Raw genomic sequence first — 25,502 nt, forward strand, 5'->3', positions numbered from 1 at the left:
TATTTTTCTTAACCCTTTTAGTTACCTAGAACACAATTTGTTGTGTCGTGTTAATCGGATATAATTTTCCGTTTAAGGCAAATGAAATTTTACCTGTTTCTTCAGAAACAACCAGTGCTAGGGCATCACTTTGTTCCGATACTCCTATAGCAGCACGGTGACGTGTGCCAAGTTTTTTTTCTGTAATCATCTTCGTTAATGGAAGTATATTAGCTGCTGAATAAACTACGTTACCTCTGATTAATACTGCCCCATCATGCAGCGGGTTACCCGGATAAAAAATGGATGCTAATAACTTTGGTGTTACCATTGCACCTATTGTTGTTCCCTTTTGGATAATGTTGTCAAGAGAGTCACTTCGTTCAATTACGATCAACCCACCATGTTTACGTTTCGATAGATGCTGAGCTGTAGCGGTTAAATCCTCATATGTGTCAGTAAAGGACGATAAATAACAATTTAAATAATAGGAGGCCGCCATAGATTCAATTGAATTCAGCTGTTCTTTAACATCCTCTAGACTTCCCAGAACACAATAGTTTTCGTTTCCGAGTACGTTTAAATTTGATTGGAGTAGATGAATTAGGTGTTGAATTCCATCTTCTAGATTTTGTTTCAATGGTGAAAAATCGCAATTTTGACTGTCCATCTGTTTCCCTCCAACAACTGTTTTATCCTTTTAAACCTATTGAATAGAAAAATTCTGCTCTTTTGAAATTAAGAAGGTCTCCCACTATACTTGGTTTTAGAAGAAATTTTTATTAATATATAACGAATTATAAATCCAATTCCTAACCCAGGTATCAAAGACAATATAGGAAGCCAAATAGGACCAAATGATATACCGAAAAATATTTTTGGAGAGTACATAAGACCTACTGTGACAAAATAGGCTCCAAAAGCAAATGGGACAAACGATAACCGAGGATTCTCCCCTTCCGCATATTTATATGCATCATACATTGCAAACATATAAACACATGGATAAAACATTAGCCATTGGTAATCAACCACTCTGGCAGCATCATTGATCTTCCCAAGAAAACTAAACATGATCGCTTGATTAAATAAACTGTTTACATTAATGATGAATTCTAAAAGGATAAACAAAACTCCTTTTAAAAGGTGACCATTTAATAGTTGACCAAAACCCGGAAAGGCAATACTCCAAAGAATTGCTTCTAACTTATACGTTTTATTCATAATATCAACCTTTATTATTCGGTTATATTTTGATTACCCTTTATTTCATCTAACTTTTTTATTAATCCCACCAAACCTCTAATCGTAAATAAAGTAAAACTCACACTACCGAATGTATGGAATGGTGACCATTTTTTCCATTTAAATAATCTAGAATTCTTTTCAAAATACCACTGACCAATACTCATCGGAACACTAAATACCAAACTTTTTAATAAGATTTTTCCAAAATTATCGTTATAGGACATTTTCACCCAAATGACACTTAAAATAGGAAAAAACAACATGTCATAAATAATGTTAGTTTTAAAAATTTTCCCTAAAGGACGAACTGGATATTCAATTCTTTTGGTTCCGACAACATAAGCATCAACCAGAGTCGCAAGAACCCCTTTCGAGAAGAAAATAAGAAGATTTTCTCTCATTTTTGAACCTCTAAATAAGAATGGCAGGGTAACTACACACAAACCAGTAAGTAAATTTAACAACTTTTTCTCCATTAGATATCATCCTTTTTATCATTATTATTTTTAAAATTACCTTAAAAAATTTATTTATACCTAGTCTAAATTGCTAGAAAGATATATTAGCAAGAGTAATTCACTCCTTATTGTCTTTATGCATATACTTTGATGAATTTAATTTTATAGTCCCAAAAATAATTGGAGGTATTAACATGAATCCTGTTGTTTATTGGTGCCCAATTTGTAGAAACCAGTTTTATGGTATTCCTTCCGCAGCCCCTGGAAGGTCAAAGAGTACCACAACAGGCCGCCTTTCTCAGAATTTGCTTACTCCGACTGACCATATTCTGATATTAACCGACCATCAACCGCAAATGGTTTTTTCAGTCCAATCACATGATATTGCAGACCTACGCAACAATATCGCCGGATTAGCAAAAACCGCGAAATTATTCAATATCCCTACTATATTGACAACAATAGCCGCGGCAACTTTCAGCGGTAAAATATTACCAGAAATCCAATCAGTCTTTCCTGACCAAAAACCTATTGACCGAACAACGATGAACTCATGGGATTATCCAAGAGTAGTAAGAGAAATCAAAGAATATGGAAAACGAAAAATAGTCATCGCCGGTCTTTGGACAGAGGTGTGTTTGCTTGAACCGGTTCTGAGCGCTATCTCTGATGGGTATGAAGTGTATTTTGTTTCGGATGCTTCTGGTGGAGTAACTAAAGAGTCCCACGATATGGCCGTTATACGTATGACACAAGCTGGAGCACACCCAATCACTTGGCTGCAATATTTGCTTGAGTTACAACGTGATTGGGCTCTTAAAGAAACCTACAATGGGACACTCGATATTGTTAGGCAGCACGGAGGTGCTTACGGATTGGGAGTTATATATGCTAATGAGATGTTTGGGACTTTTACGTAAGAAAAGGGATTAATCATTTTGCTAAAGACCATTATTAGTTTAGTATTAAAAAATTCTTTGGATAAAAATAGAAAAACTAATCGAAGTTCAGATTAGTTTTTTATTAAAAAATTATTGATTTGTATATCCTGGTGCTGCAATAATAGCTCCCCAATGATGCATCGTTGTATATAATGATAAAATTGTGACTTCCTTGCCACCATGAGGGTTTTGTGCAGAGCCCGTACAAACTTCCGAATCTATATTATTCAATAACCTCTAGAGTTGCGTCAATATTGCCTCTTGTTGCTTTTGAATTTGGCATTGTTTTGTTTTTCTCCTTACTTGTTAAATTTTCATTTTTCCCCTGCTTATTATTTCCTTCACTTTTAATTGATATCCCGATTAAGAAATACAAATTAGTAAAACTTAAACCAATTTTCATTCGAATCTCGTTGAAAAATATGAGGGTTTTTCTATTGATGCAACTTCTTTCATTGAGTCGGATAGACAGTTTTATGATCAGCAAGGATTACCAATTCTTTTTCCTCGGATTGGAAATTTATTTGTGCTTCAGAGGAGTAATACCAGATCTTTTCGTTTTCCTTTACTTCAAAGATATTTAACTCATCCTGAAAATCCAAAATTCTCGAAGCAGTTTCCACATCAACAGGCAGCGAGATCAGCCAATGGTGGTCTTTTTTTTCAATAGTGTATATATTAGTTTGACATAGCAATCGGCTGCCTATGGAATGACGAATCATTAACATTAAAATTCGCCTCCAGGTAAATCAATTAATAAAAAGAAACTATCTTTATTTCCGTGAATGGTAATTTCATGGGTGTCAGTGATCCGAGCTGCGTCCCGGGGCTTTAAAATGGAATCCTTATTTATTGATATTTCTCCCTCTATATTAAAGACATAAATCTTCCTGCCTGCTTCCTGTCGAAAGTTAAGTGTCTTCTTTTCTTCTAGCTTTGATAAATAAAGGGTTAAATCTTGATGGATTTTTGCCACCCGATCAGAGCTTGTACGGGATATTACCGGTAATAAGTGATTATGTAATTGTTCAATATCATATGAAATGTCTTCATAGGACGGTATTAGCTTCTTTTCATTCGGTAAAAACCATAACTGTAAGAATTGGACTTCTTCCTGATTGGACGCGTTAAATTCGGAATGAAGCACACCAGTTCCAGCACTTATACGCTGGATGTTTCCACGACTAATAATTCCGGAATTCCCCAAGTTATCTTCATGTTTAAGCTGTCCCTTCAATACAATAGAAACAATTTCTGCTTCTCGATGTGGATGAATCCCAAAGCCTTTTCCCGGCTGAACGGTGTCGTCGTTAAAGACACGTAACGGACCAAATTGGATATTGGAAGGATCATAATATTCACCAAAGGAAAAACCTAGATTACTCTCCAGCCAATCATTTTTTACAGTGTAGCGTTTACCTGCAGGATAAAGTTCAATCAACTTTCTCCACTCCTTAGCTTAAATTTATTTAAAGGTTTTCCAGCATTATTAATTAGTCATTAATTCTTTCTTCCAAAACAACAAAAGTTGGAATATATAACCGGATTTCTCCCGCTATATGCTCCAACTTTTACTTACTTCTGCTAGAGATCATTTCATATTCTTTGGTTAAGAACTCGGAAAAGTCCTGATTGCTTAAGATTTAATTGTTATGCTAATCGAAAGTTTCGATTAGCTTCTAACTATTTATTGATTTGCTTTTTTAACCCATTCAGCAACTGTAACTGTACGTTTTGCTTGGTGTTTAACCGCTGCCTGTACATCTTCAATCATTTTTCCATCTTGACCAACTGTAACACTTGTTCCATATGGATTACCACCTGCACCAAATGTAACTGGATCAGTATATCCAGGAGCAGCAACAATTGCACCCCAGTGATACATAGTCGTATAAAGTGATAAAATGGTCGCCTCTTGACCGCCGTGAGGGTTTTGAGCCGAAGCCATTGCACTTACAACCTTATTCACTAGCTTTCCATTAAACCAAAGACCGCCCGTTGTATCTAGGAATTGCTTCATTTGTGATGGCATATTACCAAAGCGAGTTGGTACACTGAAAATAATGGCATCTGCCCATTCTAGGTCTTCTAATTTAACCTCTGGTACATCCTTTGTTTTTTCAACTGTAGCTTTCCAAGCAGGATTTCCTTCAATAGCTGATTTTGGTGCTAGTTCAGGCACTTTTAATACTTTTACCTCTGCACCAGCTTCTTTTGCACCCTCTTCAGCCCATTTTGCTAATTGGTAGTTTGTTCCACCCATGCTGTAATAAATCACTGCTAATTTTACATTAGTCATTTTTTCTGTCTCCTTATCAGATGAATTTCCAAATAATTTGGATAAGAATCCCATAATAATACACCATCCTATTATTTCTTCATTTATAATTAACCTATATTCTATTTGATCATTACCTTACGATACCAAGTCGCAGCTGCTTCGACTTCTTGCATTGTTAATTGATGGCCTCGGTCCTCCCAATGAAGTTCTACGTTTGCATTAGCCTTTTCCAATAAAGATTGTAATTCAGCCGATTCCATTGGCGAACAGATCGGATCATTTGTCCCAGCAGCAATAAACACAGACTTACCTGATAAGTCAGGAAGATCCATTCCTTTTCTCGGTACCATTGGATGATGAAGGATCGCACCCTTTAATGCGTTTTGATAATGGAATAATAAACTTGCTGCTATATTCGCTCCATTTGAGTATCCAATTGCGATAATATTATCTCGGTCGAAGCCATACTTTTCTGCTGCTTCATCAAGAAACTCATTTAATTCTTTTGTTCGAAAAATTAGATCTTCTTCATCAAAGACACCTTCTGCTAATCTGCGGAAAAACCGGGGCATCCCATTTTCTAATACATTCCCACGGACGCTTAATACATTTGCCTCATCATCAATCATTCCTGCAAGTGGCAGCAGGTCTAATTCATTGCCGCCAGTACCATGAAGCAATAATAAAGTTGGTTTTTTTGGATCTTGGCCTTTATTAAATATATGTTTCATTATTTATCTCCCCCGAAAATAGGTTTATTAGGAACTATTTAGGTCTTTCTATTTCAAAAACTTCACCAATTTTGGCGTAATTATTTCCAGCCAAACGACTTACAGCCGCTAAGCCCCTAGGGTCAATTCTTCCATTTTCATAAATATCGCTTTCTATATGAAATTGAACAACTTTTCCTATAATCAGGTCACACCCTGGAGTACCCGAGCCTCCCAATTCTAAGGAATGCTCCAAAGAACATTCCATTCTGATTTTCGCTTCCTTAACGCCAGGAACTGAAATTTTCACACTTTCTACTGGAGTTAAGTTTGCTAACTCAATCTCACTCACCTCTGGTGGAAGGTTTGCAGCTGTTTTATTAATTTTTCCAACATTTTGTTCATCCACGATATGAACTACAAATTGCCTCGATTCTATAACGTTTCTTGCTGTATCCTTTTGTCTCCCCTCTGAGCGTTGAATTGATAATGAAATCATTGGGGGATTGGATGACACGATATTAAAATAACTAAATGGTGCACCATTTAATACGCCGTCTTTTGAAATCGTTGTGACGAAAGCAATTGGTCTAGGTATAATGCTTCCTATTAGAAATTTATAATTTTCTCTTTCAGACAATGAGGCTGGATCAATTGAAAGCAAAGAAAACATTCCTTTTCGTGTGATCAGTCTAGGTTTCTTACTTCAAACGGAAGCAAAGCTCGTTCTAACTGTCCTCTATGTTGTTCATACTGTTCTGGCAGCATCAATTTTTCACCCATTGTCTCTTGAGATTCATCATGAGCAAATCCTGGAGGATCAGTTGCAATTTCAAATAGAATTTCCCCATGTTCTCTGAAGTAAATGGCATTAAAGTAGTTCCTATCCTGTACAGGAGTAACACCATACCCTTTGGATGCCACGTATTTTTGCCAATCCAATTGATCTTGATCATCAATTGCCCGCCATGCGATGTGGTGAACGGTGCCCACGCCCATTCTTCCACGTCCATTTGGAGTTAATTTAATGTCGATAATATTTCCAATATCAGCAGTGGAACGGAAACGCGCTAAATCTCCTTCTTTGCCTACTAATTCAAGTCCCATTACTGTTTCCAACAATTCGGCCGTTTTGTTAGGTTGTGTTGATAAAAGAGTTGCTCCCCCAAAGCCTTTGATGGCAACTTCAGGTGTTACCTCTCCGAAAGTCCAGGTATTTACTTCCCCTGCTTCTCTTTCTACAATTTCCAAGTGAAGTCCATGTGGGTCATCAAATTCCAAAAATTGTTCTCCAAAGCGTTCCATTTTAGTAAAAGGAATGTTGAACTTTTCTAGTCTATTCTCCCAAAATCCCATGGCACCTTTCGGAACTACATAAGAAGTGACACCTACTTGACCGTCTCCAATGATTCCTTGGCGGGCTCCTGCCCATGGAAAGAATGTAATGATGGTTCCTGGCTTTCCACCTTCATTACCGAAATAAAGATGATAGGTACCTGGATCATCAAAATTGACTGTTTGTTTTACTAATCGCAAACCCAGTACACCTGCATAAAAATCAACATTCTCTTGTGGATGCCCCACAATTGCTGTGATATGGTGGATACCCATTATTTTCTTACTCATTTTTTTCACTCCATTTCATGTAAATTCAAAATGAAACTCTTTAGCTTATTTTGTTCCTACTAATAAAATTAAAGTCTCATAAAATTAGTGTTAATTTACGAATGATAAATAAACCAATATTTTTTCAATAGTAAATGAATATTATCTTGAATTCGAGACATCACTTTAAAAAAAATGCAAGTTTAAACCTTATTCCTTACTTTTTTCAAAAGATGTACCAAAGTCTCTGCCTCATTAGAATTTAATGAATCAAACATACTATCTACTAACTCATGATATTTCGGCATGATTTCCTCCATCAATTGCTTTCCGTCATCAGTTAATATCACATGTATAACTCGGCGATCTTCTGGACAGGCATTTCGACTTATTAAACCTCTTTGTTCTAGCTTATCTATAACATAGGTCATTGAACCACTTGAGATTAATATGCAATTCCCAATTTTTTGAATCGTCTGTTTCCCTTTTTGATATAGAACTTCTAAAACAGAAAATTCCGTAATACTCAACTTGTTTTTAGCCATTTCTACCTTTATTCGATCATGAATTGCTTTAGATGTTTGCATTAATTCCAAAAAGGGCAAATTGTTGCATTTATTCTCCATTTATTTCACCCCCCTGATAATCTTGAATTAAAGTATCTTGAATATGAGATAATGATAATACTTATATTTATATTTGTCAATAACCATTTTATATTTCACTAACCTTATTGAAGAGAAGCCCCCGTGAACATGGGGGGCGTTTATAAATAGAAAATTTCTGGTATCAGCAGGTAAACAGTAAGTTATTCATTTTTATTTAGGAAGATTTAATTGCCACGAAACTCCGAAGCGGTCATTTACCCAACCGAATTTTTTACTGAAACCATAATCGCCTAAAGGCATCAGTGCTTGTCCACCTTCAATTAGTTTTTGATAAAGGTTGTCAAGTTCCTCTTCAGTATGACAGGTAAGATAGATTGAGAACGACGGTGTAAAGGAAAACTGATGCTTTACATTACTGTCAATGCACATAAATTCTTGTCCTTTTAAGGTAAAAGTTGCGTGCATCACAGTTCCTTCATCCCCACTTTCATTCGCACCATATCGAACAATACTTGTAATTGCTGAGTCCTCAATGAGGGATGTGTAATAATTCATCGCTTTCTCTGCCTTACCGTCTTGAAACATTAAGAATGGTGTTACCTTTTCCATTATAAATCTACTCCTATCCATTAAACTGACCTTTAGTTAAAGGAAGATTTTCCACAATGTAATGTTACCATAAAAAATTCACAGTATACTGGGAAATTTGGCTAAACAGAAACGGGTCTATTTGAAATATAAGGATAATAGAGGCAATTACTGAACTTTTAATTAAGTTTTAAAATTTCCATCCATGTTTTCACTGCTGCAGCTAAAATTATTATTCCCATAATGACTTGCAAAACTTTCGTATTAATTCTTTTTCCAGCATTGGCTCCTATCGGTGATGCTATCAAACTGGCAACAACCATGATGAGAGAAGGGAGAATCTCCACTTGCCCAGTTGAAATCTTTCCGGTAACGGCTCCAATCGATGATATAAGTGTAATAGCTAAGGAAGAGGCAATTGTCATTCTAGTAGGTATTTTTAACACGGTAAGCATAATTGGTACTAAAAGGAATGCGCCTCCCGCACCTACAATACCAGCTCCAATCCCTACGATGAACGCAAAGATTGCGGCAAGCCATTTATTAAATTCGACTTGTTCTAGCGGAATATTATCAATCCCCCTTTTTGGAACAAACATCATAATAACAGCAATTAATGCTAAAATTCCATAAACGACATTAATTACACTTTCCGGCATATGTGTGGAACTGAATCCCCCAATAAAGCTCCCAAGCAAGATACTTATTCCCATGTAGGTAATGAGTTTTTTATTTAAAAATCCACCTTTACGGTAAGCCAGGACACCACCAATTGTCGCAAAGAAAACTTGGATGGCTGTAATGCCTGAAACCTCATGTGCTGTAAAATGACCTACACCCAGCATGACTGGAATATATAACAACATTGGGAAGTTTATGATGGCGCCGCCTATTCCTAACATCCCTGAAATAAATGACCCTACAAATCCAATTAGGAAGATCGTAATCATAAAGCTAATATCCATGATGTCCTCCTTTTAAAAAAGGGAACCTTCACTGATTCCCCCTTATTATCAACCCTTTTGAATCCAAAATTTTAATACGCCGTTTTCTTCTTCATATTTTAATAGCTCATGTCCACCCGATTTAGACCAGGCTGTTAGGTCATTTTTCGCCCCTTTATCAGTTGTATGGACCTCCAATATTTGACCTGGTTCAAGGTCTCCAATCGCTTTTTTTGTTTTCACAATCGGCATTGGACAAGCTAAACCCTTGGCATCTAATACTTTTGTTGATTCCATTTCTATATTTCCTCCTATTTTACGATTAACGGACCGCACAACGGTTTGGTCCGATTTCCATCTCTCGTTGTTTATCTAAGTCGGGGTTTATTTTCCCCATATTCGTTTCGCGAATTTCTTGATACGCATTTGGCTGCGGTGGTAAGTTTTCAGTTACTATTTTTCTAAATTCATTTTCATCTTCAATATTGAGTCCGTGATTTTTTGTGAACAATGTGCCTAATTTTTCTGATACACTACCATTATCATTTAGCTCGTCAATAATCATAAAATGGGCTGGTAGGACAATAAGTTCTTCTGACAATTCCCTGTAACGTTTATATAGAGTTTCTCTTAAATCTCCAACCCAATCTTCCGCCATACCTGCTAGGTCAGGTCTTCCAATTGAATCAATGAATAAAATATCACCTGAAAGCAGGAACTTTTTATCTACTACAAAGGAAGTAGAGCCGATGGTGTGACCTGGAGAATACAATGCGTGAATATTGATAACAGCATTTCCGATTGTTACGTCATTACTGTCAACTAATGGCCGGTAATCAAAGGTTACTTCTGTTGCATCCTTTGGCGGCAGCCAGTAGGCTGCATCAGTTTTTTCAGCAATTTTACGTCCTCCCGAAATATGATCCGCATGAAGGTGCGTATCAAATACATGTGTAATTTTTGCGCCGATGCTTTCGGCAAAATCAAGGTAGGTATCAGTCATACGTGTTGCATCAATAAGCGCAGCCTCACCATTGGAAACCACCATGTAGGATAAACAGCCCTTACCAATTCGTACAAACTGAAAAATTTCCCCGCCATCATTTAAATCGCCAACTTTTACCGGCTCCAAATGCTCACTCCACGCTTTCATTCCGCCTTCAAGGTAAGATACTGATAAACCCTCTTCAGAAAGCATTTCAGCTACCATAATTGAAGAACCTTCTTTAGCGCAAACCACTAAAACCTCTTTATCAGTAGGAATTTTACCCATGATTTCTTCTACACCATCAAGCAATTCGAAATAAGGAATGTTTAAATACTCAAAGTTTTCTCCTTCGATTTTCCAATCTTTAAAGTCACTTTCATTACGAACATCAAGAATAAACAGTTCTTCTTTATTAAATACCTTTTTCGTCACCACTTTTGAAGTTATTCCTTTTATGGTCACTTTTAATTACCCCCTATGGTATTATGATATTTAAAAAAATTTGCTGATTTAAAATCTCCGTTATTTATTAATACCAGTTGCTTTCCCAATCCATTGACTCATGCCTGGTACTACATTGAATACATTCATAAATCCCTTTTCCGTTAATTTTTGTGCAGTAAGATCGCTGCGACTGCCTGTACGACATATCACAAAGATTTCATCTTCTTTGTTTAATTCAGTTACTCTCTCTTCCAATTCACCTAGTGGAATGGAGATAGCGGCAGGAACATGGTTAAAAGCATATTCTGCTGCTTCTCTAACATCGATAATGACCATGTTTTCATTTGCTTGGAACTTTTTCTCTAGATCTTCATTAGTGATAATATTTGGGTGCTTTTTTTCAGTTGATTCATCATTTGAAGTTTTGCGAAGATAATGCTTTAGCACTTCGTCTTCTTCAATTGTCCCTAAATATTGATGTCCTGTGCTTTCAGCCCATGCCTTCATGTCCGCTTTGGACCCCTTATCTGTTGCTTGAACTTCTAATACCTGGCCTGATTCTAGGTTATTCATAGCCTTTTTTGTTTTTACAATAGGCATCGGACATGCTAATCCTTTTGCATCTAAAATGACGTTGGCACTTATTTTATTCATCATAATCCTCCTGTTTAGATACCCATATAGGTATAATTTATTTTAAAAAAATTTATTCAACTTTACCCTCCTATATAAACAGATTAACATTACCTTCTTCTGCATCAGCTAAATAGGCAGCTACTCCTGCATATTCAATATTATCCAATAACTCTTCTTGCTTAAGACCCAGCAAATCCATTGTCATGGTACATGCAACTAGTTTTACATCCTGCTCTTGAGCCATTTCGATTAATTGAGGTAATGGCATGGCGTTGTGCTTTTTCATAATATCCTTAATCATTTTAGGACCGAATCCAGCAAAATTCATTTTAGAAAGTCCCATTTTATCGGCACCTCTTGGCATCATTTTTCCAAACATTTTTTCCATAAAGCCTTTTCTCACTGGAATATTGTCATCTTTTCGAAGAGTATTTAATCCCCAAAACGTATGAAAAATCGTTACTTCATGATCATAAGCAGCTGCGCCATTTGCGATAATATAAGCAGCCATTGCTTTATCATAATCTCCACTAAATAAAACAATTGTGGTTTTTTTCTTTTCTGTCATGTTGAACCTCCTGAATGTAATTTTTAAACCTATACCAGTATGGGTATTTTTATTATTAAAAATAAAAAAGGTTGTCAGCCTTTTTTATCGACTTTTCACTAGTAAATTAACGGCTTCTTGTACTAACTCTTCCATGCTTTTTTCCCCTTGGTCATTAGCTTTCTGAACACAATCCACTAAATTGGAACTTACAATTACTCCAATGGTACGATCAATAGCGGTTCTAGCTGCAGACAGCTGGGTGATCACTTCTTTGCAGTCCTTGTTTTCATCCATCATTCTCAAAATTCCTCTTATCTGTCCTTCAATACGTTTAACTCTATTTTTAACTTGATCATTATATTCCATGTTTTTACCTCCTTTAACCATTTATACTTCCTTAGAAGAAAGGAAAATCATTGACGAGTTCTATAGTATACCCATAAGGGTATATTGTCAACCATCTAATTTTTGTTCATGTACATTTTTCACAAACATCACTAATAAAGCCGTTTCCCTATAGAGAAACGGCTTTATTGGTAAACAGGGCAACAACTTTTCCATTCAATGTCTTCTTCTAAAGTTAAGTTAACAATATTTTTACATATTTCGAGAATCCGATACTACTTCCTTCACTTTATTACGTTTTAAAGCAGTACCAAGTATGACAATCATGCCTGCTAATCCAATCCAAACAAGGACAGAAATTGGAGTGTTCCAGGTTAAGCCTTCTCCAAAGAAGAATAATTTTCGAAGACCGTCTACCATAAATCGCATTGGTAGCCAAGAATAAATCCAATCCCGATAAAATGGAGACATCATTTCAGGTGCCATTGCAAGTATTGGTCCCCCGAAGAATAACAATAAGGCAAAGACGCCGATACCCTTAATAAAAAACCTTAGAGGTTAATACATTGCGGAAAGTGACAGCTACAAATTAGATCCAAAATCAATTCCAGACATTAGATACGGAATTGCTGATTTAATGAATTCCTCCGGTAGTACCTCCTTACTATTTCTTCTCCATTCTACAGAAGCCCCGTAAATTCCCCAACTTAATATGACAGCAGTAACCTTTAAAGCTTGCTCATCTTCAGTTGGACGTTGTTTTAATAACATTTTATAAAAAATGATTTCAAGCTGTTCCCTAATGATCCGAGCAATAGTATCTTCATATCCTCTATGGCAACGATTGGATAATGACTTTTGAAAATTTGTGATTGCTTTAAAAATATTTTCAAAAGAAATTGAAGTGATGTACGATGTTGAACAATCAGATGTTACCTCTTTTATTGAAAAAGAGATTTCACCAGATTGTTATCAGGTGAAGGAAATTCTAGGGGAATCTTATTTTACGACTACAAAATATACAAAGTAGAATGACCATGTCATATGTATTTACAAGTAATAAAGTGCAGTTCTTATAAAAAACAATAATTTAAAAGATTTAACGAGGGAAATTTTGCTCAATTATTAACCTATATAAAATGATTAACAAAATCATAATGTTTATACATCACATAAATTTTTGGCCAATCAAGGGAAGTACTTACCAGATAGCATTTCTGAAAAAAAGTTCTTCCCTGCCTCCTTTCCTTCCCCTTAAACCCTTTCTGCTCTAAGCCTCTTCACTTCTATAATTATTATTTTAGTTTATCCTCTAAATTTGCTATAACTCTTGCGGGATTTCCGCCGACAATTGTATTAGGTTTGACATCTTTAGTAACTACTGACCCAGCTGCAACAATTGAATTTTCACCAACTGTAACACCAGGAAGAATCGTTGAATTAGAACCAATCCATGTTCTCTCCTTCAATACAATTGGTTTCAAATACAGGGTACTTCTATTTATTGGATTAAAATCATGATTTATTGTTGCAAAAACAACATTATGACCGATTAAACTATGGTCTCCGATGACGATTTGGCCTTGATCTTGAAACCGGCATCCAGAATTAATAAATACATTTTTCCCAATTTTAATGTTCTTTCCGAAGTCTGATGTAAACGGTAAAAACAAAGAAAAACCTTCATCCAATTCTTGACCAATAATGTGAGAAACTTGTTGCCTAATCTGCTCATCTGTATAAACGCCATTATTCAACTGTCCACAAAGAAGTCTTGTTTCACCTGATACTGCGGTCATTGCCTCATAGACTTCTGAACCACCATGAAGCACACCTTCAGTTTCCATTTTTGATAAAAGTTTTTCTAATTCCATTTTAATTCTTCCCTTTCACTTTTAACTAAAAAAAATTAAATATATTTCGTTCCAATTTGTTCAATGATTATTCCAGCCATCCCAGCTCCGAACGTTGTCCTTAAACTACTAGAAGTTAAAAATAATCCATTGGCTAACTCCGTGGCTTTTCGAATCATACTTTATTCAATCTAATATTGATTTGAATAATTTTATTATAGAATGGTACTATAAAGATAACAAATACCTATATTGGATACATTCATATAACAAATAGGCATATGAGGGAGATGCGTTTTTTGGACATACGTGTGTTACGCTACTTTATTGCTGTAGCAACGCAAGAAAATATATCTGCTGCAGCCAATTCGCTACATTTATCGCAACCTACATTATCACGACAATTAAATAACCTTGAAGAAGAACTTGGGGCTACTTTGTTTATTAGAGGAAATCGGAAAATCACTTTGACAGATGAAGGAATATTTTTACTAGAACGTGCAAAAGAAATTGTTGATTTAGTAGATAGAACAGAAGCTAACTTTAATCAACAATCAGAAATTATTAGTGGAGAAATTTATATTGGGGGTGGAGAAACAGAAGCGATGCAGTTTATTGCAAAGGCCATTAAAAAACTTGTTTCTCATCATCCTAATATTAAATTTCATTTATACAGCGGAAACGCAGATGACATTGCAACCAAATTAGAAAGTGGGCTATTAGATTTTGGTATTGTTATTGAACCAGCAGATAAACAAAAATATGATTATTTAAAGCTACCCGCTACTGATGTTTGGGGCGTCCTTATGCGCAAGGACAGTCCATTGGCAGAAAAACCTTTTATCCAACCAAAAGATTTACTAAATAAACCTCTGATCAGTTCGAGACAAACAGCAGTTAGTAATGAATTATCAGGATGGTTTGGGGAAGCGATTGAAAACTTAAATGTTATAGGTACATATAATTTGCTTTATAACTCAACTTTAATGGTAAAAGAAGGTATAGGATATGCGTTGTGTATTGATAAGATTGCTAACACTTCCGAGGAAAGTGAGCTTTGCTTTCGACCATTACAGCCAAGGTTGGAAGCCGGGTTAAATATACTTTGGAAAAAACATCAAACATTTTCTAGTGCAGCAAAGATTTTTTTAAATTATCTTAGAGAGTGTATTTAACACTTTATTTTTCTTAACTTTACGTAAACAGGAGGCTCTTGGGAAAGGCCGATTCTTTAACACAAAAATGAGTGCTCTATTTACTAGCGCAAAAAACCTGAGTCTTAATAGAAATCGATTCAGGTTTTTTTATTTTTTTGGAACCTTGATAGATTATTCAAAATTCCTATCTAACAATGCCACTGTTTAAATGTACGTTTTCATAATCAATGAAAACTGCAGCGTTCAATTTCTCTCCCATAACATTCCTCTTCATATTATATTTTTATTTTATGGTTTCTTCATAAAATTTCATCACAAATCATGGAACTGTTGTTTAAAAATGTAAAGAATCATTTGATATGTCAAATAATTAGTTCGTCAGTATCTTTTTGAAAATAAAAACAAGACCTCCCTTGATAGGGAGATCTCGTTTTAGTTGATTGACCAACTTAATTTTATAGAAACAAAAATCCTATATTGTTTTACCTTCTTACTCTACAGTCACCGACTTCGCAAGATTACGTGGTTTGTCGACGTCGCAATCGCGGTGTAGGGCTGCGTAGTAAGCAATTAATTGCAATGGTATGACAGAGATAAGCGGTGTTAATATTTCATGTACTTCTGGGATGACGAAGCTGTCTTCGTCCATATTTAGACCCTTCATTGAAATGATGCAAGGGTTTGCTCCGCGGGCAACGACTTCTTTAACATTTCCGCGAATACTTAAGTTGACGCTTTCCTGAGTAGCTAGAGCAATTACTGGTGTCCCTTCTTCAATTAAAGCGATAGTACCGTGCTTTAATTCTCCGCCGGCAAAACCTTCCGCTTGGATATAAGAAATTTCTTTTAGCTTTAGGGCACCCTCTAAGCTTACATAGTAGTCAACACCACGGCCAATGAAGAAGGCGTTACGTGTTACTGATAAAAATTCTCTTGAAATGTGCTCAAATAACTCTTTTGAATCACAGAGAACTTCCATGGCATTGGCGATAATCCCCAACTCATGCACAAGGTCAAAATCAACACGAATATTTTGGCTCTTCGCAGTGACTTCCGCTAAAATAGCTAACACAGCTAACTGCGCTGTATATGCCTTTGAAGAGGCAACTGCAATTTCAGGACCGGCATGCAGCAAGAGTGTATGATCCGCTTCACGGGATAAAGTCGATCCAGGAACATTGGTAATCGTTAACGTAGGGTAACCCATTTCTTTTACTTTCACAAGAACCGCACGGCTGTCAGCAGTTTCTCCGCTTTGAGAGATGAAGATAAACAACGGCTTCTTCGTTAAAAGCGGCATATTGTAAACAAATTCACTGGCAATGTGAACTTCAACAGGAAGTTTCGCAATGCTTTCAATGAACTGCTTGCCAACAAGACCAGCATGATAAGAAGTTCCAGCAGCAATTATATATACACGATCAGACACGTTCATGGCACTAATGATTTCAGGGTCAATTGTTAATTCCCCTTGCTCATTTTGATACATTTGAATGATCTTACGCATTACAAGCGGCTGCTCATCAATTTCTTTTAACATATAGTGAGGGTACGTACCTTTTTCGATGTCACTTGCATCAAGTTCAGCTGTATATGGCGCACGGCTAATGATATCACCGTTTAGATTTTGGATGGTTACATCATTCTTTGTAACAAGAACAATTTCCTTGTCCACTAGTTCCAGGTACTGATTCGTGACTTGAATCATTGCCATTGCGTCACTAGCAACAACATTAAAATCGTTACCTAGGCCAACAAGAAGCGGGCTTTTATTTTTTGCCACATAGATGGTTTCATCGTCCTGTGCATCTAAAAGCGCAAGGGCGTAAGATCCATGTAAAAGTGTCAGTGTTTTACGGAACGCTTCTAAAACCTCTAAGCCTTCCTGAACAAATAACTCAATCATCTGCACAATGACTTCTGTATCTGTTTCACTTACGAAAGTAACATCTGTTAAAAATTCACGCTTTAAAAGGTCATAGTTCTCGATGACACCGTTATGCACAAGCGTAAAACGGCCAGATGCACTTTGATGGGGATGGGAGTTTACTTTGCTTGGAACCCCGTGTGTTGCCCAGCGTGTATGCCCAATCCCGATGTTTGCCATTACATCCCCATTAACAATTTCGCGTAAATCCGCAATACGGCCTTTTTCTTTAAAGACATGAACGCCGTTTTCGTTTTTAAGAGCAATACCTGCCGAATCATAGCCTCTATATTCTAGTTTTTCTAAACCTTTTAGTAAAATCTCTTTCGAGTCGTCTTGACCAATATATCCAACAATTCCACACATTTTTTGTGTCCTCCCTGATACAGGGGGCAAGGTGCTTCTGAGGGCGTACTTGCCCCCTTATCTCTGTTTTTTTGTAAGGTATCTGTCTATACCTGTTAAAACATTATGTTTAGTATGCGCATTTCCTTCTCTTTGTGCACAGAGTTGCCTCTATGTTTTAAAGAAGAAATTTTCGGTTGTGCGTCTCCAACCGGGAGGTATCCGCCGAATTTTCGATAAACCTCCACCTCGTCAACTAATCAAACCGTCTCTGGATTAGTTCAGGCGCTTTTAAATACTGATTCCTCCTGCTACCCTCCTTTCAAAGAATCCTTTCTAAAATGCTTTAAAGAAACAAAGCAAATTAATACTACATGATATGCCAGTCGTCCGTCAACAAAAAAGATAAATGTTAAAAATTTGTTCAAAAACCATACACAATAAAATATGCATAAGGGATTGAAATCGTTCCCTTATGCATATTTGAGAAATGATTATTCTTTTAATTCCATTTCCTCTTTCACAACTGTGACGATGCGGTTCACATAGGATTCACATAGTTCTTCCGTTGAAGCCTCTGCCATCACGCGGACAAGCGGTTCTGTTCCTGATGGGCGGACAAGGATTCTCCCGTTTCCGGCCATTTCCGTTTCTACCTGATCAATAACCTCTTTTACTCGAGGGTTATCGGTCACATGATGCTTATCTGTTACTTTCACATTCACTAGCTTTTGCGGAAATTTTTTCATTTCGCCAGCAAGCTCTGACAACGTCTTTCCAGTAGCCTTCATAATATTAACTAATTGCAGCCCCGTTAATAAGCCGTCACCTGTAGTGTTATAGTCCAAGAAAATGATATGGCCAGATTGTTCGCCGCCGAGATTATAACCATTTTTCTTCATTTCTTCTACAACATAACGGTCACCAACAGCTGTTGGTACGCTATGGATGGCATGATTCTCAAGCGCTTTATAAAAACCAAGGTTGCTCATGACAGTTGAAACAATCGTGCTTTGCTTTAAACGGCCGTTTTCTTTCATGTATTTGCCGCAAATATAAAGGATTTGATCGCCATCGACAATATTTCCTTTTTCATCAATGGCAATCAAACGGTCGCCATCGCCGTCAAAGGAAAGTCCGACATCGGCCCCCTTTTCCTTCATCATGGCAGCAAGAGCTTCAGGATGGGTCGAACCAACACCAGCATTGATATTTAATCCGTTTGGTGAGGCCCCCATTGTTGACAGGTCTGCATCCAAATCAGCGAATAAATGCGTTGCAAGCGAAGACGTTGCTCCGTGTGCACAATCCAATGCAATATGGATACCCGAGAAGTCTTCCTCAACGGTATTTTTCAAGTATTGCAGATACTTTTGCCCGCCTTCAAAGTAATCCATTACCTGTCCAAGGTCTTCACCGGTTGGACGAGGCAACTGATCCTCTGGCATGTCGATTAGTTCCTCGATTTCGTCCTCTTGCTCATCGGAAAGCTTAAAGCCATCAGAGCCAAAAAATTTAATCCCATTATCGGCAACTGGATTATGTGAGGCTGAAATCATTACGCCTGCCTGGGCTCCTAACGCTTTGGTCAAATAAGCGACACCAGGAGTTGATATCACTCCGAGGCGCATGACTTCTGCCCCAATCGACAGCAATCCTGCCACAAGAGCCCCTTCCAGCATATGTCCGGATATCCGCGTGTCACGGCCGATTAATACCTTTGGACGATTCTTATCTTTCGTTAACACATATCCGCCAAAACGGCCTAATTTAAAGGCTAACTCAGGGGTTAATTCGCTATTTGCTACTCCTCGCACCCCATCGGTACCGAAATATTTTCCCATTATAAAAATCTCTCCTTCAATATAAATTGCTGGATATTAGGCATTATTTTTTGAAATTGTAATTTTCGCCTTTGCTTTATCAGGTTTCCACTTTACATTTGGCGGACCTTCTACCTGAATATTTACTTCATGGTCCCCCTCCGATAGACTAGACAGATCAATATAGACTGAAAAGTCATCAGGCTTCAAAGAGCTTAATGCTGCGGTTGGACCATTTATTAATAAATTTATCAACTGATTTTCCGGGTCATTTATCTCCGCTAGATAATCTTCGGATAATCCCTGAATTTTTACTGGAATATCCGATAAGGTCTTCTCATCCTGCTTATTGACATTGACAACCACAGTTACTTTTACCGTTTGCGGGCTGACCTTGGTAATCCCATTTGAGATGATTACAGGTAAAGTAAGGGTTGTATTCTCGGTAATTTTACTAATATCTACTTCTACCCGGACATTTTCCGTCGCCTTCAGCACATCTTCTTGTCCCATAATAGTCGCTTCATTTGTATCAAGTTCTATCGATTGAATCGTTACACCCTCTTGGGCTGTTCCTTTTCTCACAATATTAATCGGAACGGTCTTGGTGATACTTTTTACAGGAATCGTAACCTTAACTGTCTTAGGTTCCACCACGACATTTAACTTATTTAAATCTTTGTCTAGAACTTGGATTGGAGCTTCTTTAGTAATGGATTCTTTCAGTTTACCTTTCCCATCAATGGTGGCCTTTACATAGGAAATTCGGTCAATCACACTTTTAGCGCCGGTAATTTTCACTTTATTTGGTTCTACAACAGGCTGCCCTGCGGAATAGCCCTCTTCTATCTGGCCAGAATTAAACTCTGCCTCGACTTTGAATTCCTTAGTAATTTTCTCCTGAACAGTTACGGTCACACTGTCTGGGCTTAGGGTTGCAGACAATTTATCAGATAAATCTCGTATTTTTAGTTTCACTTTCTGTTTGCCGATCTTTGCATTTTTCAAATCGAGATAAACCTCGAAGTTCTTTGATGCCTTGGCTGCCTGAACGTGGGTTTTCGGTCCTTTTAGGGTTATATCGATTGTGCTAGGAATTCCAGACACGACTAAATTCTCCACATCATAATAAACTGTTACAGGAACATCCGTTATTGTTGCGGTCGATTGTCCCCCCGGTACATAGACATCTGTAATCTTCTTGCCTGTATGTGGTACCGAAGAATATAAGAGCACGGCTAATAACAAGGCAAGGATTTTGATAAACCAAGGATTATCCATCCATTTATCCATTATTCTTTCCCCTCCAGTTCCAACGAGCGGAAGAAGCCTGTTTCGTTTTGTTATTGATTAATAATACGCTTGTCAGTAATTCTCTCAATCCCTCTGTATTTACATCGCGATGAAGTTCGCCATTCTTTGTAAGTGAGATATTTCCCGTCTCCTCTGATACGACGACGGTTACACTATCAGTGACCTCACTTATTCCTAATGCCGCCCGATGCCTTGTCCCCAGTTCCTTAGAGATAAATGGGCTTTCCGATAACGGAAGATAGCAGGCTGCAGCCGCGACATTATTTCTTTGAATAATCACAGCACCATCATGAAGCGGTGTGTTCGGGATGAAAATATTAATCAACAGTTCCGAAGAAATGGTCGAGTTTAATTGGATACCGGTTTCTATGTAATCGCTCATGCCCGTTTCTCTTTCAATCGATATTAAAGCTCCAATTCGGCGCTTTGCCATATAATCGGTTGCTTTTATGATCGCTTCAACAGCTTTTTCCTGATCATCGTCATCCGGATTACTGCTTCTCGAAAAGAATCGTCCCCTCCCTAACTGCTCAAGGGCCCGACGCAGTTCAGGCTGAAAAATAATAATAATCGCAAGAAACCCGTATGTTATCACTTGCTCCATCATCCAGCTTAACGTTTGTAAGCCGAGAAACTCACTGACAACTCTGACAAGAAGAATGACCAATATACCTTTTAATAACTGGACGGCCTTGGTTCCCTTTATCACGTTAATCAGCTTATAAATGACATACCACACGAGGACAATATCAACAATACTAGCTAAATACTTCCATATTGTGAAATCAGCAAACGGCATTGTTTTTCCTCCGTAACTTTCTAAAAACGTAGATTGAATACAACTAATTCATTATAACATAAATGCACCATGTACTTATTATCTATCTCCTTAAAAAAACAAATCACTCATTAAAGATGAGTGATTTGCCTTTTATTCGGTTTCCGGCTGGTCGAAGATATCAATGACTTCTTGTGCCGTCCTCTTCATATGATACCAAACCCAGTCGAAGACCTCATTAACTTCATCAATTTGACCGGTTACATGGCCCGCAGAAGCCAGATATTTTTCTCCATTAATGACCGTTACATTGCCTTTAATTTCACCTTCAATTTCCAATTTCCCATTTCGAACGATGACATCACCCTTGACGGTTTCCCCTTTAGGGACAATGACTGTATTATTTTTTACGACCAAGTTTTTTTGCTTCGTTACAGAAAACTCCTGATCCTGATTCCAAGTGGTAAATATGCTTCCCAACATTAACAGGAAGAATAATGAGGCTGCGGCAAGCATTGGATGATTTTTCAGCCATCGCCCTATCCAAACCTTCTTCTTTTCCTTTGGTAATCGAGAAAGGACATTAGCTGTGAAATTTGCTGGTGCCTGCATATGTGAAATGCTTTTAACAAAAGCAATCGTCTTTTTTAATTCATTAAAAATGGTTTCACACTCTTTACAAGTTTGGAGGTGATCTCTTAATATTCGTTCCTTTTCGGGTTCGATTTCCTCGTCTAAATATTCGTGCATTAGTTCGATGATTTGTTCTGGACACATATTATGTTTCACCTCTTATCACACATATTGTAATTGTTGTCTTAAAGCTTCCCGGCCGCGGTGAATTCTTGTTTTGACTGTTCCTAAAGGTAAATCAAGAATTTCACTAATTTCATTTAAGGACAACTCTTCAATATATTTTAGTACAATGGCGGATCGATATTTTTCAGGCAGTTTTAATATTTCCATCTGGATTGTTTCATGAAGCTCTAAACTTTCTACCTCATTTTCCGGCAGCGGCGTTTTGTCGGGAATCTGCGAATACATCGTTAAACCCTCTGTTCCAGCCACTTCTGCATCTAAATAATAATCCGGTTTCTTCTTTCTTATTCTATCAATACAAAGATTGGTCGCAATCCGAAAAAGCCAAGTCGAAAACTTTAAATCCTGGTTAAAGGTATGAATATTAACATAAGCACGGATAAAAGCTTCCTGTGCCATATCCTCTGCCTCATGACGGTTCCCAAGCATTCTAAAACACAGCTGATAGACACTGTTTTTATATATTTCAACGATTTCACCAAAGGCATCTTGATCACCTTTAATGACTTGTTTAATTCTCTTTTTTACAATAGCTTCCATTAAGTTCCCTCAGCTCCAATGCTGCTATACGATAATACGAATCGCTAGCAAAAAGGTTTCGCTTTACACGAAAAATTTATCAACACCTTTTATATTAACAAATATTTACTAACGTGGTGAAATAATAAGTTTGAAGATTTTCTTATAGTGGAATTATTATGAGGTTAGGAAAAAAAACAGCTGCTTTTTATGGAAGCGGCTGCTTTTTTGTTTATGGCTGTGTTAAAAGGGAATGTTGATTTCCGTTCCAGGCGCTTCGCTTTCCGCGGGGCGGGCGGTGAGCCTCCTCGGCGCCAAAGCGCCTGCGGGGTCTCACCTGTCCCGCTGCTCCCGCAGGAGTCTCGCACCTTCCACTCCAATCAACATTGTGGTCAAAATCAACATTTATTCTTTAACAAAGCCTTGTTTATAATAATTTTTCACCGAATAATGATCCCATTAATCCAACAGCAATAGACGCTGTTTTATTCTTATCGTCTAAGATTGGATTAACTTCCACAAATTCTGCTGATGTTATGATTTTTGCTTCTTCGAGCATTTCCATAGCCAGATGGCTTTCCCTGTAGCTGATGCCGCCGATAACAGGTGTTCCAACCCCTGGTGCATCATTTGGATCTAAACCATCCAAATCAAGTGAAAGGTGGACGCCATCGGTTCTTTCCTGAAAGTAGGAAATTGTTTCCTCCATCACCTTTGCCATGCCCAAACGGTCAATTTCATGCATCGTATAAACTTTAATTCCTGTTTCTTTAATTAAAATTCTCTCGCCTTCATCCAGCGACCTTGCTCCAATAATAACTACATTTTCTGGCTTCACTTTTGGAGAATAGCCGCCAATCTCTGTTAACGCTGGGTGCCCTAATCCAATACTGGCTGCTAACGGCATCCCATGAATATTACCAGAAGGGCTTGTCTCGGCTGTATTCAAATCACCATGAGCATCATACCAAATCACACCAAGATTCTTATAGTGTTTTGCAACACCTGCTAATGTACCAATCGCAATGCTGTGGTCTCCTCCGAGTACAAGTGGAAATGATCCTGATTGAATAGCTTCATCTACCTTTTTAGCAAGCAATTCACTTTTTTCGGCAACTAAATCTAAATTTCTTAAATTTGATTCTTTATCAACGACCACTTCCGGCCTGCCAATTGGTATATCACCTAAATCGTGGATATCATCAAATAGTGGCTTAAGTCGTTCATTAATCCCTGCATAACGAATGGCGCTCGGACCCATATCAACCCCGCGCCGCATTTGTCCTAAATCCATCGGCATCCCAATAATCGATAATTTTTTGCTCATAGTGATTTCCTCCCAACCCTAATATCTACTATTTTAACCGCTTTCATAGATATGACTCAACTCGACAAAGTTCTGTATATATATGCGTTAGGGTAGACGTGTTCCCATAGTCTGAACTCATATGTGATATGGGGAGTATCTATGAGAGGTGCATTCTTGGACAATACTCCTTCGTGATGCGGGGTAAATGTCCATTCGAGGGAGGCTATTGGACAAAAACTCCCAGCTATGACAGATAGATGTCCATTAGAGTGGTTCTATTAGACAAAATCTCCCCACTATGACGGGAAAATGTCCATTATAGCGGTTCTATTGGACAAAATCTCCCTTTATGACGAGAAAATGTCCATTAGAAAGGTTTTATTGGACAAAATCCTTCTTTTGACGGGAAAAATGTCCATTAGAGAGGTCCTAAAGAAAAAAATCCGAAAATTTGCAAAATAAAAACCTAAGGATAAATATCCCTAGGTTTTTATGAGCCATGAAGGACTCGAACCTTCGACCCTCTGATTAAAAGTCAGATGCTCTACCAACTGAGCTAATGGCTCATGGCTGGGCTAGCTGGATTTGAACCAACGCATGTCGCAGTCAAAGTGCGATGCCTTACCGCTTGGCTATAGCCCAATATTACAATTAGTTTGTCCAACTTTTTTTAAAATATGAATGGTGGAGGGGGACGGATTCGAACCGCCGAACCCGGAGGGAGCGGATTTACAGTCCGCCGCGTTTAGCCACTTCGCTACCCCTCCATATTCAATAAAAAAACAAGGTGCCGGCGAGAGGACTTGAACCCCCAACCTACTGATTACAAGTCAGTTGCTCTACCAATTGAGCTACCCCGGCACAGTTAACATAAGATTATTATGGTGGAGGATGACGGGATCGAACCGCCGACCCTCTGCTTGTAAGGCAGATGCTCTCCCAGCTGAGCTAATCCTCCAAATGGTGACCCCTACGGGATTCGAACCCGTGTTACCGCCGTGAAAGGGCGGTGTCTTAACCGCTTGACCAAGGGGCCATAATTATTAAAATAGGTAAGCTTCCAAGCGGGCTCGAACCGCTGACCTCTTCCTTACCATGGAAGTGCTCTACCTACTGAGCTATGGAAGCATAGCTGAATTTCTTGATGTAATAAAAATGGCTCCGCAGGTAGGACTCGAACCTACGACCGATCGGTTAACAGCCGATAGCTCTACCACTGAGCTACTGCGGAACAATATCAGCCTGGCAGCGTCCTACTCTCACAGGGGCGCCTGCCCCAACTACCATCGGCGCTGAGAAGCTTAACTTCCGTGTTCGGTATGGGAACGGGTGT

The 25,502-nt window shown here is 37.9% G+C and carries 30 protein-coding genes, 8 tRNA genes, 1 rRNA gene and 3 pseudogenes; 3 read left to right on the forward strand and 39 right to left on the reverse strand.

Translation table 11 applies throughout. The features are described 5' to 3' along the window. Positions 1-25: 25 nt before the first annotated feature. From cdaS to ACIQCO_RS19710, 3 genes are all read right to left on the reverse strand, one after another. Positions 26-649: a sporulation-specific diadenylate cyclase CdaS gene (cdaS, locus tag ACIQCO_RS19700; RefSeq protein WP_400431450.1), complete on the reverse strand. Its 624-nt coding sequence runs from the start codon at positions 647-649 to the stop codon at positions 26-28. A gap of 68 nt (positions 650-717) precedes the next feature. Then, positions 718-1,203, reverse strand: coding sequence for a hypothetical protein (locus ACIQCO_RS19705; RefSeq protein WP_400431453.1), 486 nt, complete (start codon positions 1,201-1,203; stop codon positions 718-720). Positions 1,204-1,217: 14 nt separating this feature from the next. Continuing rightward, the gene (locus ACIQCO_RS19710; RefSeq protein ID WP_400431456.1) at positions 1,218-1,703 is read right to left on the reverse strand and encodes a CBO0543 family protein; all 486 of its coding nucleotides are present in this window, start codon (positions 1,701-1,703) and stop codon (positions 1,218-1,220) included. Between the two features lie 176 nt (positions 1,704-1,879). Between ACIQCO_RS19710 and ACIQCO_RS19715 the strand changes: the two genes are divergently transcribed. Then, entirely contained in the window at positions 1,880-2,605 is a 726-nt protein-coding gene (locus ACIQCO_RS19715; RefSeq protein WP_400431459.1) for a hydrolase, read from the forward strand. A 117-nt stretch (positions 2,606-2,722) separates the two neighbouring features. Here the strand turns inward: ACIQCO_RS19715 and ACIQCO_RS19720 are convergent. The 18 genes and pseudogenes from ACIQCO_RS19720 to ACIQCO_RS19805 form a co-directional block, all read right to left on the reverse strand. Then, positions 2,723-2,824, reverse strand: a pseudogene (locus ACIQCO_RS19720) (NAD(P)H:quinone oxidoreductase, type IV); the annotation flags it as partial. A gap of 25 nt (positions 2,825-2,849) precedes the next feature. Beyond that, positions 2,850-3,029 carry a hypothetical protein gene (locus ACIQCO_RS19725; protein ID WP_400431462.1) on the reverse strand — a complete coding sequence of 60 codons (180 nt, stop codon included), beginning with the start codon at positions 3,027-3,029 and terminating at the stop codon, positions 2,850-2,852. A gap of 49 nt (positions 3,030-3,078) precedes the next feature. Continuing rightward, positions 3,079-3,354 carry a hypothetical protein gene (locus ACIQCO_RS19730; RefSeq protein ID WP_400431465.1) on the reverse strand — a complete coding sequence of 92 codons (276 nt, stop codon included), beginning with the start codon at positions 3,352-3,354 and terminating at the stop codon, positions 3,079-3,081. Beyond that, positions 3,354-4,067: a pirin family protein gene (locus tag ACIQCO_RS19735; RefSeq protein ID WP_400431468.1), complete on the reverse strand. Its 714-nt coding sequence runs from the start codon at positions 4,065-4,067 to the stop codon at positions 3,354-3,356. Before ACIQCO_RS19735 ends, ACIQCO_RS19730 begins: the two co-directional genes overlap by 1 nt. 246 nt (positions 4,068-4,313) lie before the next feature. Further along, on the reverse strand, positions 4,314-4,979 hold the full coding sequence (wrbA, locus tag ACIQCO_RS19740; RefSeq protein ID WP_400431471.1) for an NAD(P)H:quinone oxidoreductase: 666 nt from the start codon (positions 4,977-4,979) through the stop codon (positions 4,314-4,316). 47 nt (positions 4,980-5,026) lie between these two features. Then, the gene (locus ACIQCO_RS19745; protein WP_400431542.1) at positions 5,027-5,641 is read right to left on the reverse strand and encodes an alpha/beta hydrolase; all 615 of its coding nucleotides are present in this window, start codon (positions 5,639-5,641) and stop codon (positions 5,027-5,029) included. A gap of 31 nt (positions 5,642-5,672) precedes the next feature. Further along, complete coding sequence (locus ACIQCO_RS19750; RefSeq protein ID WP_400431474.1) at positions 5,673-6,281, reverse strand: flavin reductase family protein; 609 nt, start codon at positions 6,279-6,281, stop codon at positions 5,673-5,675. Positions 6,282-6,304: 23 nt separating this feature from the next. Continuing rightward, positions 6,305-7,243, reverse strand: a complete 939-nt coding sequence (locus ACIQCO_RS19755) for a ring-cleaving dioxygenase (RefSeq protein ID WP_400431477.1) — start codon at positions 7,241-7,243, stop codon at positions 6,305-6,307. A gap of 182 nt (positions 7,244-7,425) precedes the next feature. Beyond that, positions 7,426-7,848, reverse strand: a complete 423-nt coding sequence (locus ACIQCO_RS19760) for a MarR family winged helix-turn-helix transcriptional regulator (RefSeq protein WP_400431480.1) — start codon at positions 7,846-7,848, stop codon at positions 7,426-7,428. Positions 7,849-8,040: 192 nt separating this feature from the next. Then, positions 8,041-8,439 carry a VOC family protein gene (locus ACIQCO_RS19765; protein ID WP_066092428.1) on the reverse strand — a complete coding sequence of 133 codons (399 nt, stop codon included), beginning with the start codon at positions 8,437-8,439 and terminating at the stop codon, positions 8,041-8,043. A gap of 158 nt (positions 8,440-8,597) precedes the next feature. Further along, entirely contained in the window at positions 8,598-9,383 is a 786-nt protein-coding gene (locus ACIQCO_RS19770) for a sulfite exporter TauE/SafE family protein (RefSeq protein WP_400431484.1), read from the reverse strand. A gap of 48 nt (positions 9,384-9,431) precedes the next feature. Further along, positions 9,432-9,659, reverse strand: coding sequence for a sulfurtransferase TusA family protein (locus ACIQCO_RS19775; RefSeq protein ID WP_400431487.1), 228 nt, complete (start codon positions 9,657-9,659; stop codon positions 9,432-9,434). Positions 9,660-9,684: 25 nt separating this feature from the next. After that, positions 9,685-10,812 (reverse strand): MBL fold metallo-hydrolase, encoded by a 1,128-nt coding sequence (locus ACIQCO_RS19780; protein ID WP_400431490.1) that lies wholly within the window; start codon positions 10,810-10,812, stop codon positions 9,685-9,687. A gap of 60 nt (positions 10,813-10,872) precedes the next feature. Further along, a complete protein-coding gene (locus ACIQCO_RS19785) occupies positions 10,873-11,448 on the reverse strand; it encodes a sulfurtransferase TusA family protein (RefSeq protein WP_400431493.1) in 576 nt (191 codons plus the stop codon). 70 nt (positions 11,449-11,518) lie between these two features. Beyond that, the gene (locus ACIQCO_RS19790) at positions 11,519-11,998 is read right to left on the reverse strand and encodes a DsrE/DsrF/DrsH-like family protein (protein WP_400431496.1); all 480 of its coding nucleotides are present in this window, start codon (positions 11,996-11,998) and stop codon (positions 11,519-11,521) included. 84 nt (positions 11,999-12,082) lie between these two features. Then, a complete protein-coding gene (locus ACIQCO_RS19795) occupies positions 12,083-12,346 on the reverse strand; it encodes a metal-sensitive transcriptional regulator (RefSeq protein ID WP_400431499.1) in 264 nt (87 codons plus the stop codon). 231 nt (positions 12,347-12,577) lie between these two features. Further along, positions 12,578-12,868: pseudogene (locus ACIQCO_RS19800) on the reverse strand (YhgE/Pip domain-containing protein); the annotation flags it as partial. Between the two features lie 39 nt (positions 12,869-12,907). Continuing rightward, positions 12,908-13,219: pseudogene (locus ACIQCO_RS19805) on the reverse strand (TetR/AcrR family transcriptional regulator); the annotation flags it as partial. Here ACIQCO_RS19805 and ACIQCO_RS19810 point away from each other — a divergent pair. Next, a complete protein-coding gene (locus tag ACIQCO_RS19810) occupies positions 13,194-13,355 on the forward strand; it encodes a hypothetical protein (RefSeq protein ID WP_400431502.1) in 162 nt (53 codons plus the stop codon). The pseudogene ACIQCO_RS19805 and the gene ACIQCO_RS19810 overlap by 26 nt on opposite strands. 265 nt (positions 13,356-13,620) lie before the next feature. Here the strand turns inward: ACIQCO_RS19810 and ACIQCO_RS19815 are convergent, their stop codons facing one another. After that, complete coding sequence (locus ACIQCO_RS19815; protein ID WP_400431505.1) at positions 13,621-14,199, reverse strand: DapH/DapD/GlmU-related protein; 579 nt, start codon at positions 14,197-14,199, stop codon at positions 13,621-13,623. Positions 14,200-14,234: 35 nt separating this feature from the next. Continuing rightward, complete coding sequence (locus ACIQCO_RS19820) at positions 14,235-14,357, reverse strand: hypothetical protein (protein ID WP_400431508.1); 123 nt, start codon at positions 14,355-14,357, stop codon at positions 14,235-14,237. Positions 14,358-14,477: 120 nt separating this feature from the next. On the opposite strand from ACIQCO_RS19820, the gene ACIQCO_RS19825 reads away from it, so the two are divergent. After that, a complete protein-coding gene (locus ACIQCO_RS19825) occupies positions 14,478-15,353 on the forward strand; it encodes a LysR family transcriptional regulator (protein WP_400431510.1) in 876 nt (291 codons plus the stop codon). A gap of 472 nt (positions 15,354-15,825) precedes the next feature. Here ACIQCO_RS19825 and glmS read toward each other — a convergent pair whose 3' ends face one another. The 16 genes from glmS to rrf all read right to left on the reverse strand — a co-directional run. After that, positions 15,826-17,628, reverse strand: coding sequence for a glutamine--fructose-6-phosphate transaminase (isomerizing) (gene glmS, locus ACIQCO_RS19830; RefSeq protein WP_400431513.1), 1,803 nt, complete (start codon positions 17,626-17,628; stop codon positions 15,826-15,828). A gap of 473 nt (positions 17,629-18,101) precedes the next feature. Beyond that, on the reverse strand, positions 18,102-19,451 hold the full coding sequence (gene glmM, locus ACIQCO_RS19835; RefSeq protein ID WP_400431516.1) for a phosphoglucosamine mutase: 1,350 nt from the start codon (positions 19,449-19,451) through the stop codon (positions 18,102-18,104). Positions 19,452-19,487: 36 nt separating this feature from the next. Continuing rightward, positions 19,488-20,723: a CdaR family protein gene (locus ACIQCO_RS19840; protein WP_400431519.1), complete on the reverse strand. Its 1,236-nt coding sequence runs from the start codon at positions 20,721-20,723 to the stop codon at positions 19,488-19,490. Then, positions 20,716-21,543 (reverse strand): diadenylate cyclase CdaA, encoded by an 828-nt coding sequence (gene cdaA / locus ACIQCO_RS19845; protein WP_400431521.1) that lies wholly within the window; start codon positions 21,541-21,543, stop codon positions 20,716-20,718. The genes ACIQCO_RS19840 and cdaA overlap by 8 nt, the downstream gene beginning before the upstream one ends. A 132-nt stretch (positions 21,544-21,675) precedes the next feature. Further along, complete coding sequence (locus tag ACIQCO_RS19850; RefSeq protein ID WP_400431524.1) at positions 21,676-22,299, reverse strand: zf-HC2 domain-containing protein; 624 nt, start codon at positions 22,297-22,299, stop codon at positions 21,676-21,678. Positions 22,300-22,317: 18 nt separating this feature from the next. After that, positions 22,318-22,881 carry an RNA polymerase sigma factor SigW gene (gene sigW / locus ACIQCO_RS19855; RefSeq protein WP_400431527.1) on the reverse strand — a complete coding sequence of 188 codons (564 nt, stop codon included), beginning with the start codon at positions 22,879-22,881 and terminating at the stop codon, positions 22,318-22,320. Between the two features lie 406 nt (positions 22,882-23,287). Continuing rightward, the gene (gene rocF, locus ACIQCO_RS19860) at positions 23,288-24,187 is read right to left on the reverse strand and encodes an arginase (RefSeq protein WP_400431530.1); all 900 of its coding nucleotides are present in this window, start codon (positions 24,185-24,187) and stop codon (positions 23,288-23,290) included. Between the two features lie 475 nt (positions 24,188-24,662). Further along, positions 24,663-24,735 (reverse strand) — tRNA-Lys (locus tag ACIQCO_RS19865). A gap of 1 nt (position 24,736) precedes the next feature. Then, positions 24,737-24,811 (reverse strand) — tRNA-Gln (locus tag ACIQCO_RS19870). Positions 24,812-24,851: 40 nt separating this feature from the next. Then, a tRNA-Tyr gene (locus ACIQCO_RS19875) sits at positions 24,852-24,936 on the reverse strand. Between the two features lie 21 nt (positions 24,937-24,957). Continuing rightward, positions 24,958-25,030: transfer RNA gene (locus ACIQCO_RS19880), tRNA-Thr, on the reverse strand. A 21-nt stretch (positions 25,031-25,051) separates the two neighbouring features. After that, positions 25,052-25,127: transfer RNA gene (locus ACIQCO_RS19885), tRNA-Val, on the reverse strand. Between the two features lie 3 nt (positions 25,128-25,130). Then, positions 25,131-25,205: transfer RNA gene (locus ACIQCO_RS19890), tRNA-Glu, on the reverse strand. Positions 25,206-25,224: 19 nt separating this feature from the next. Beyond that, positions 25,225-25,297: transfer RNA gene (locus tag ACIQCO_RS19895), tRNA-Thr, on the reverse strand. Between the two features lie 28 nt (positions 25,298-25,325). Beyond that, positions 25,326-25,400 (reverse strand) — tRNA-Asn (locus ACIQCO_RS19900). A gap of 9 nt (positions 25,401-25,409) precedes the next feature. Then, a 5S ribosomal RNA gene (gene rrf, locus ACIQCO_RS19905) occupies positions 25,410-25,502 on the reverse strand; the annotation flags it as partial.

The sequence above is a fragment of the Neobacillus sp. NPDC093127 genome, from assembly GCF_044754175.1.
GTDB lineage: Bacteria > Bacillota > Bacilli > Bacillales > Cytobacillaceae > Neobacillus.

Excerpts from the sequence above, each read along its gene's own strand:
- cdaS (WP_400431450.1), bottom strand. The coding sequence starts at position 649 with ATGGACAGTCAAAATTGCGATTTTTCACCATTGAAACAAAATCTAGAA.
- ACIQCO_RS19705 (WP_400431453.1), bottom strand. The coding sequence starts at position 1,203 with ATGAATAAAACGTATAAGTTAGAAGCAATTCTTTGGAGTATTGCCTTT.
- ACIQCO_RS19710 (WP_400431456.1), bottom strand. The coding sequence starts at position 1,703 with ATGGAGAAAAAGTTGTTAAATTTACTTACTGGTTTGTGTGTAGTTACC.
- ACIQCO_RS19715 (WP_400431459.1), top strand. The coding sequence starts at position 1,880 with ATGAATCCTGTTGTTTATTGGTGCCCAATTTGTAGAAACCAGTTTTAT.
- ACIQCO_RS19725 (WP_400431462.1), bottom strand. The coding sequence starts at position 3,029 with ATGAAAATTGGTTTAAGTTTTACTAATTTGTATTTCTTAATCGGGATA.
- ACIQCO_RS19730 (WP_400431465.1), bottom strand. The coding sequence starts at position 3,354 with ATGTTAATGATTCGTCATTCCATAGGCAGCCGATTGCTATGTCAAACT.
- wrbA (WP_400431471.1), bottom strand. The coding sequence starts at position 4,979 with ATGGGATTCTTATCCAAATTATTTGGAAATTCATCTGATAAGGAGACA.
- ACIQCO_RS19755 (WP_400431477.1), bottom strand. The coding sequence starts at position 7,243 with ATGAGTAAGAAAATAATGGGTATCCACCATATCACAGCAATTGTGGGG.
- ACIQCO_RS19760 (WP_400431480.1), bottom strand. The coding sequence starts at position 7,848 with ATGGAGAATAAATGCAACAATTTGCCCTTTTTGGAATTAATGCAAACA.
- ACIQCO_RS19765 (WP_066092428.1), bottom strand. The coding sequence starts at position 8,439 with ATGGAAAAGGTAACACCATTCTTAATGTTTCAAGACGGTAAGGCAGAG.
- ACIQCO_RS19770 (WP_400431484.1), bottom strand. The coding sequence starts at position 9,383 with ATGGATATTAGCTTTATGATTACGATCTTCCTAATTGGATTTGTAGGG.
- ACIQCO_RS19775 (WP_400431487.1), bottom strand. The coding sequence starts at position 9,659 with ATGGAATCAACAAAAGTATTAGATGCCAAGGGTTTAGCTTGTCCAATG.
- ACIQCO_RS19785 (WP_400431493.1), bottom strand. The coding sequence starts at position 11,448 with ATGAATAAAATAAGTGCCAACGTCATTTTAGATGCAAAAGGATTAGCA.
- ACIQCO_RS19790 (WP_400431496.1), bottom strand. The coding sequence starts at position 11,998 with ATGACAGAAAAGAAAAAAACCACAATTGTTTTATTTAGTGGAGATTAT.
- ACIQCO_RS19795 (WP_400431499.1), bottom strand. The coding sequence starts at position 12,346 with ATGGAATATAATGATCAAGTTAAAAATAGAGTTAAACGTATTGAAGGA.
- ACIQCO_RS19815 (WP_400431505.1), bottom strand. The coding sequence starts at position 14,199 with ATGGAATTAGAAAAACTTTTATCAAAAATGGAAACTGAAGGTGTGCTT.
- ACIQCO_RS19820 (WP_400431508.1), bottom strand. The coding sequence starts at position 14,357 with ATGATTCGAAAAGCCACGGAGTTAGCCAATGGATTATTTTTAACTTCT.
- glmS (WP_400431513.1), bottom strand. The coding sequence starts at position 17,628 with ATGTGTGGAATTGTTGGATATATTGGTCAAGACGACTCGAAAGAGATT.
- glmM (WP_400431516.1), bottom strand. The coding sequence starts at position 19,451 with ATGGGAAAATATTTCGGTACCGATGGGGTGCGAGGAGTAGCAAATAGC.
- ACIQCO_RS19840 (WP_400431519.1), bottom strand. The coding sequence starts at position 20,723 with ATGGATAAATGGATGGATAATCCTTGGTTTATCAAAATCCTTGCCTTG.
- cdaA (WP_400431521.1), bottom strand. The coding sequence starts at position 21,543 with ATGCCGTTTGCTGATTTCACAATATGGAAGTATTTAGCTAGTATTGTT.
- ACIQCO_RS19850 (WP_400431524.1), bottom strand. The coding sequence starts at position 22,299 with ATGTGTCCAGAACAAATCATCGAACTAATGCACGAATATTTAGACGAG.
- sigW (WP_400431527.1), bottom strand. The coding sequence starts at position 22,881 with ATGGAAGCTATTGTAAAAAAGAGAATTAAACAAGTCATTAAAGGTGAT.
- rocF (WP_400431530.1), bottom strand. The coding sequence starts at position 24,187 with ATGAGCAAAAAATTATCGATTATTGGGATGCCGATGGATTTAGGACAA.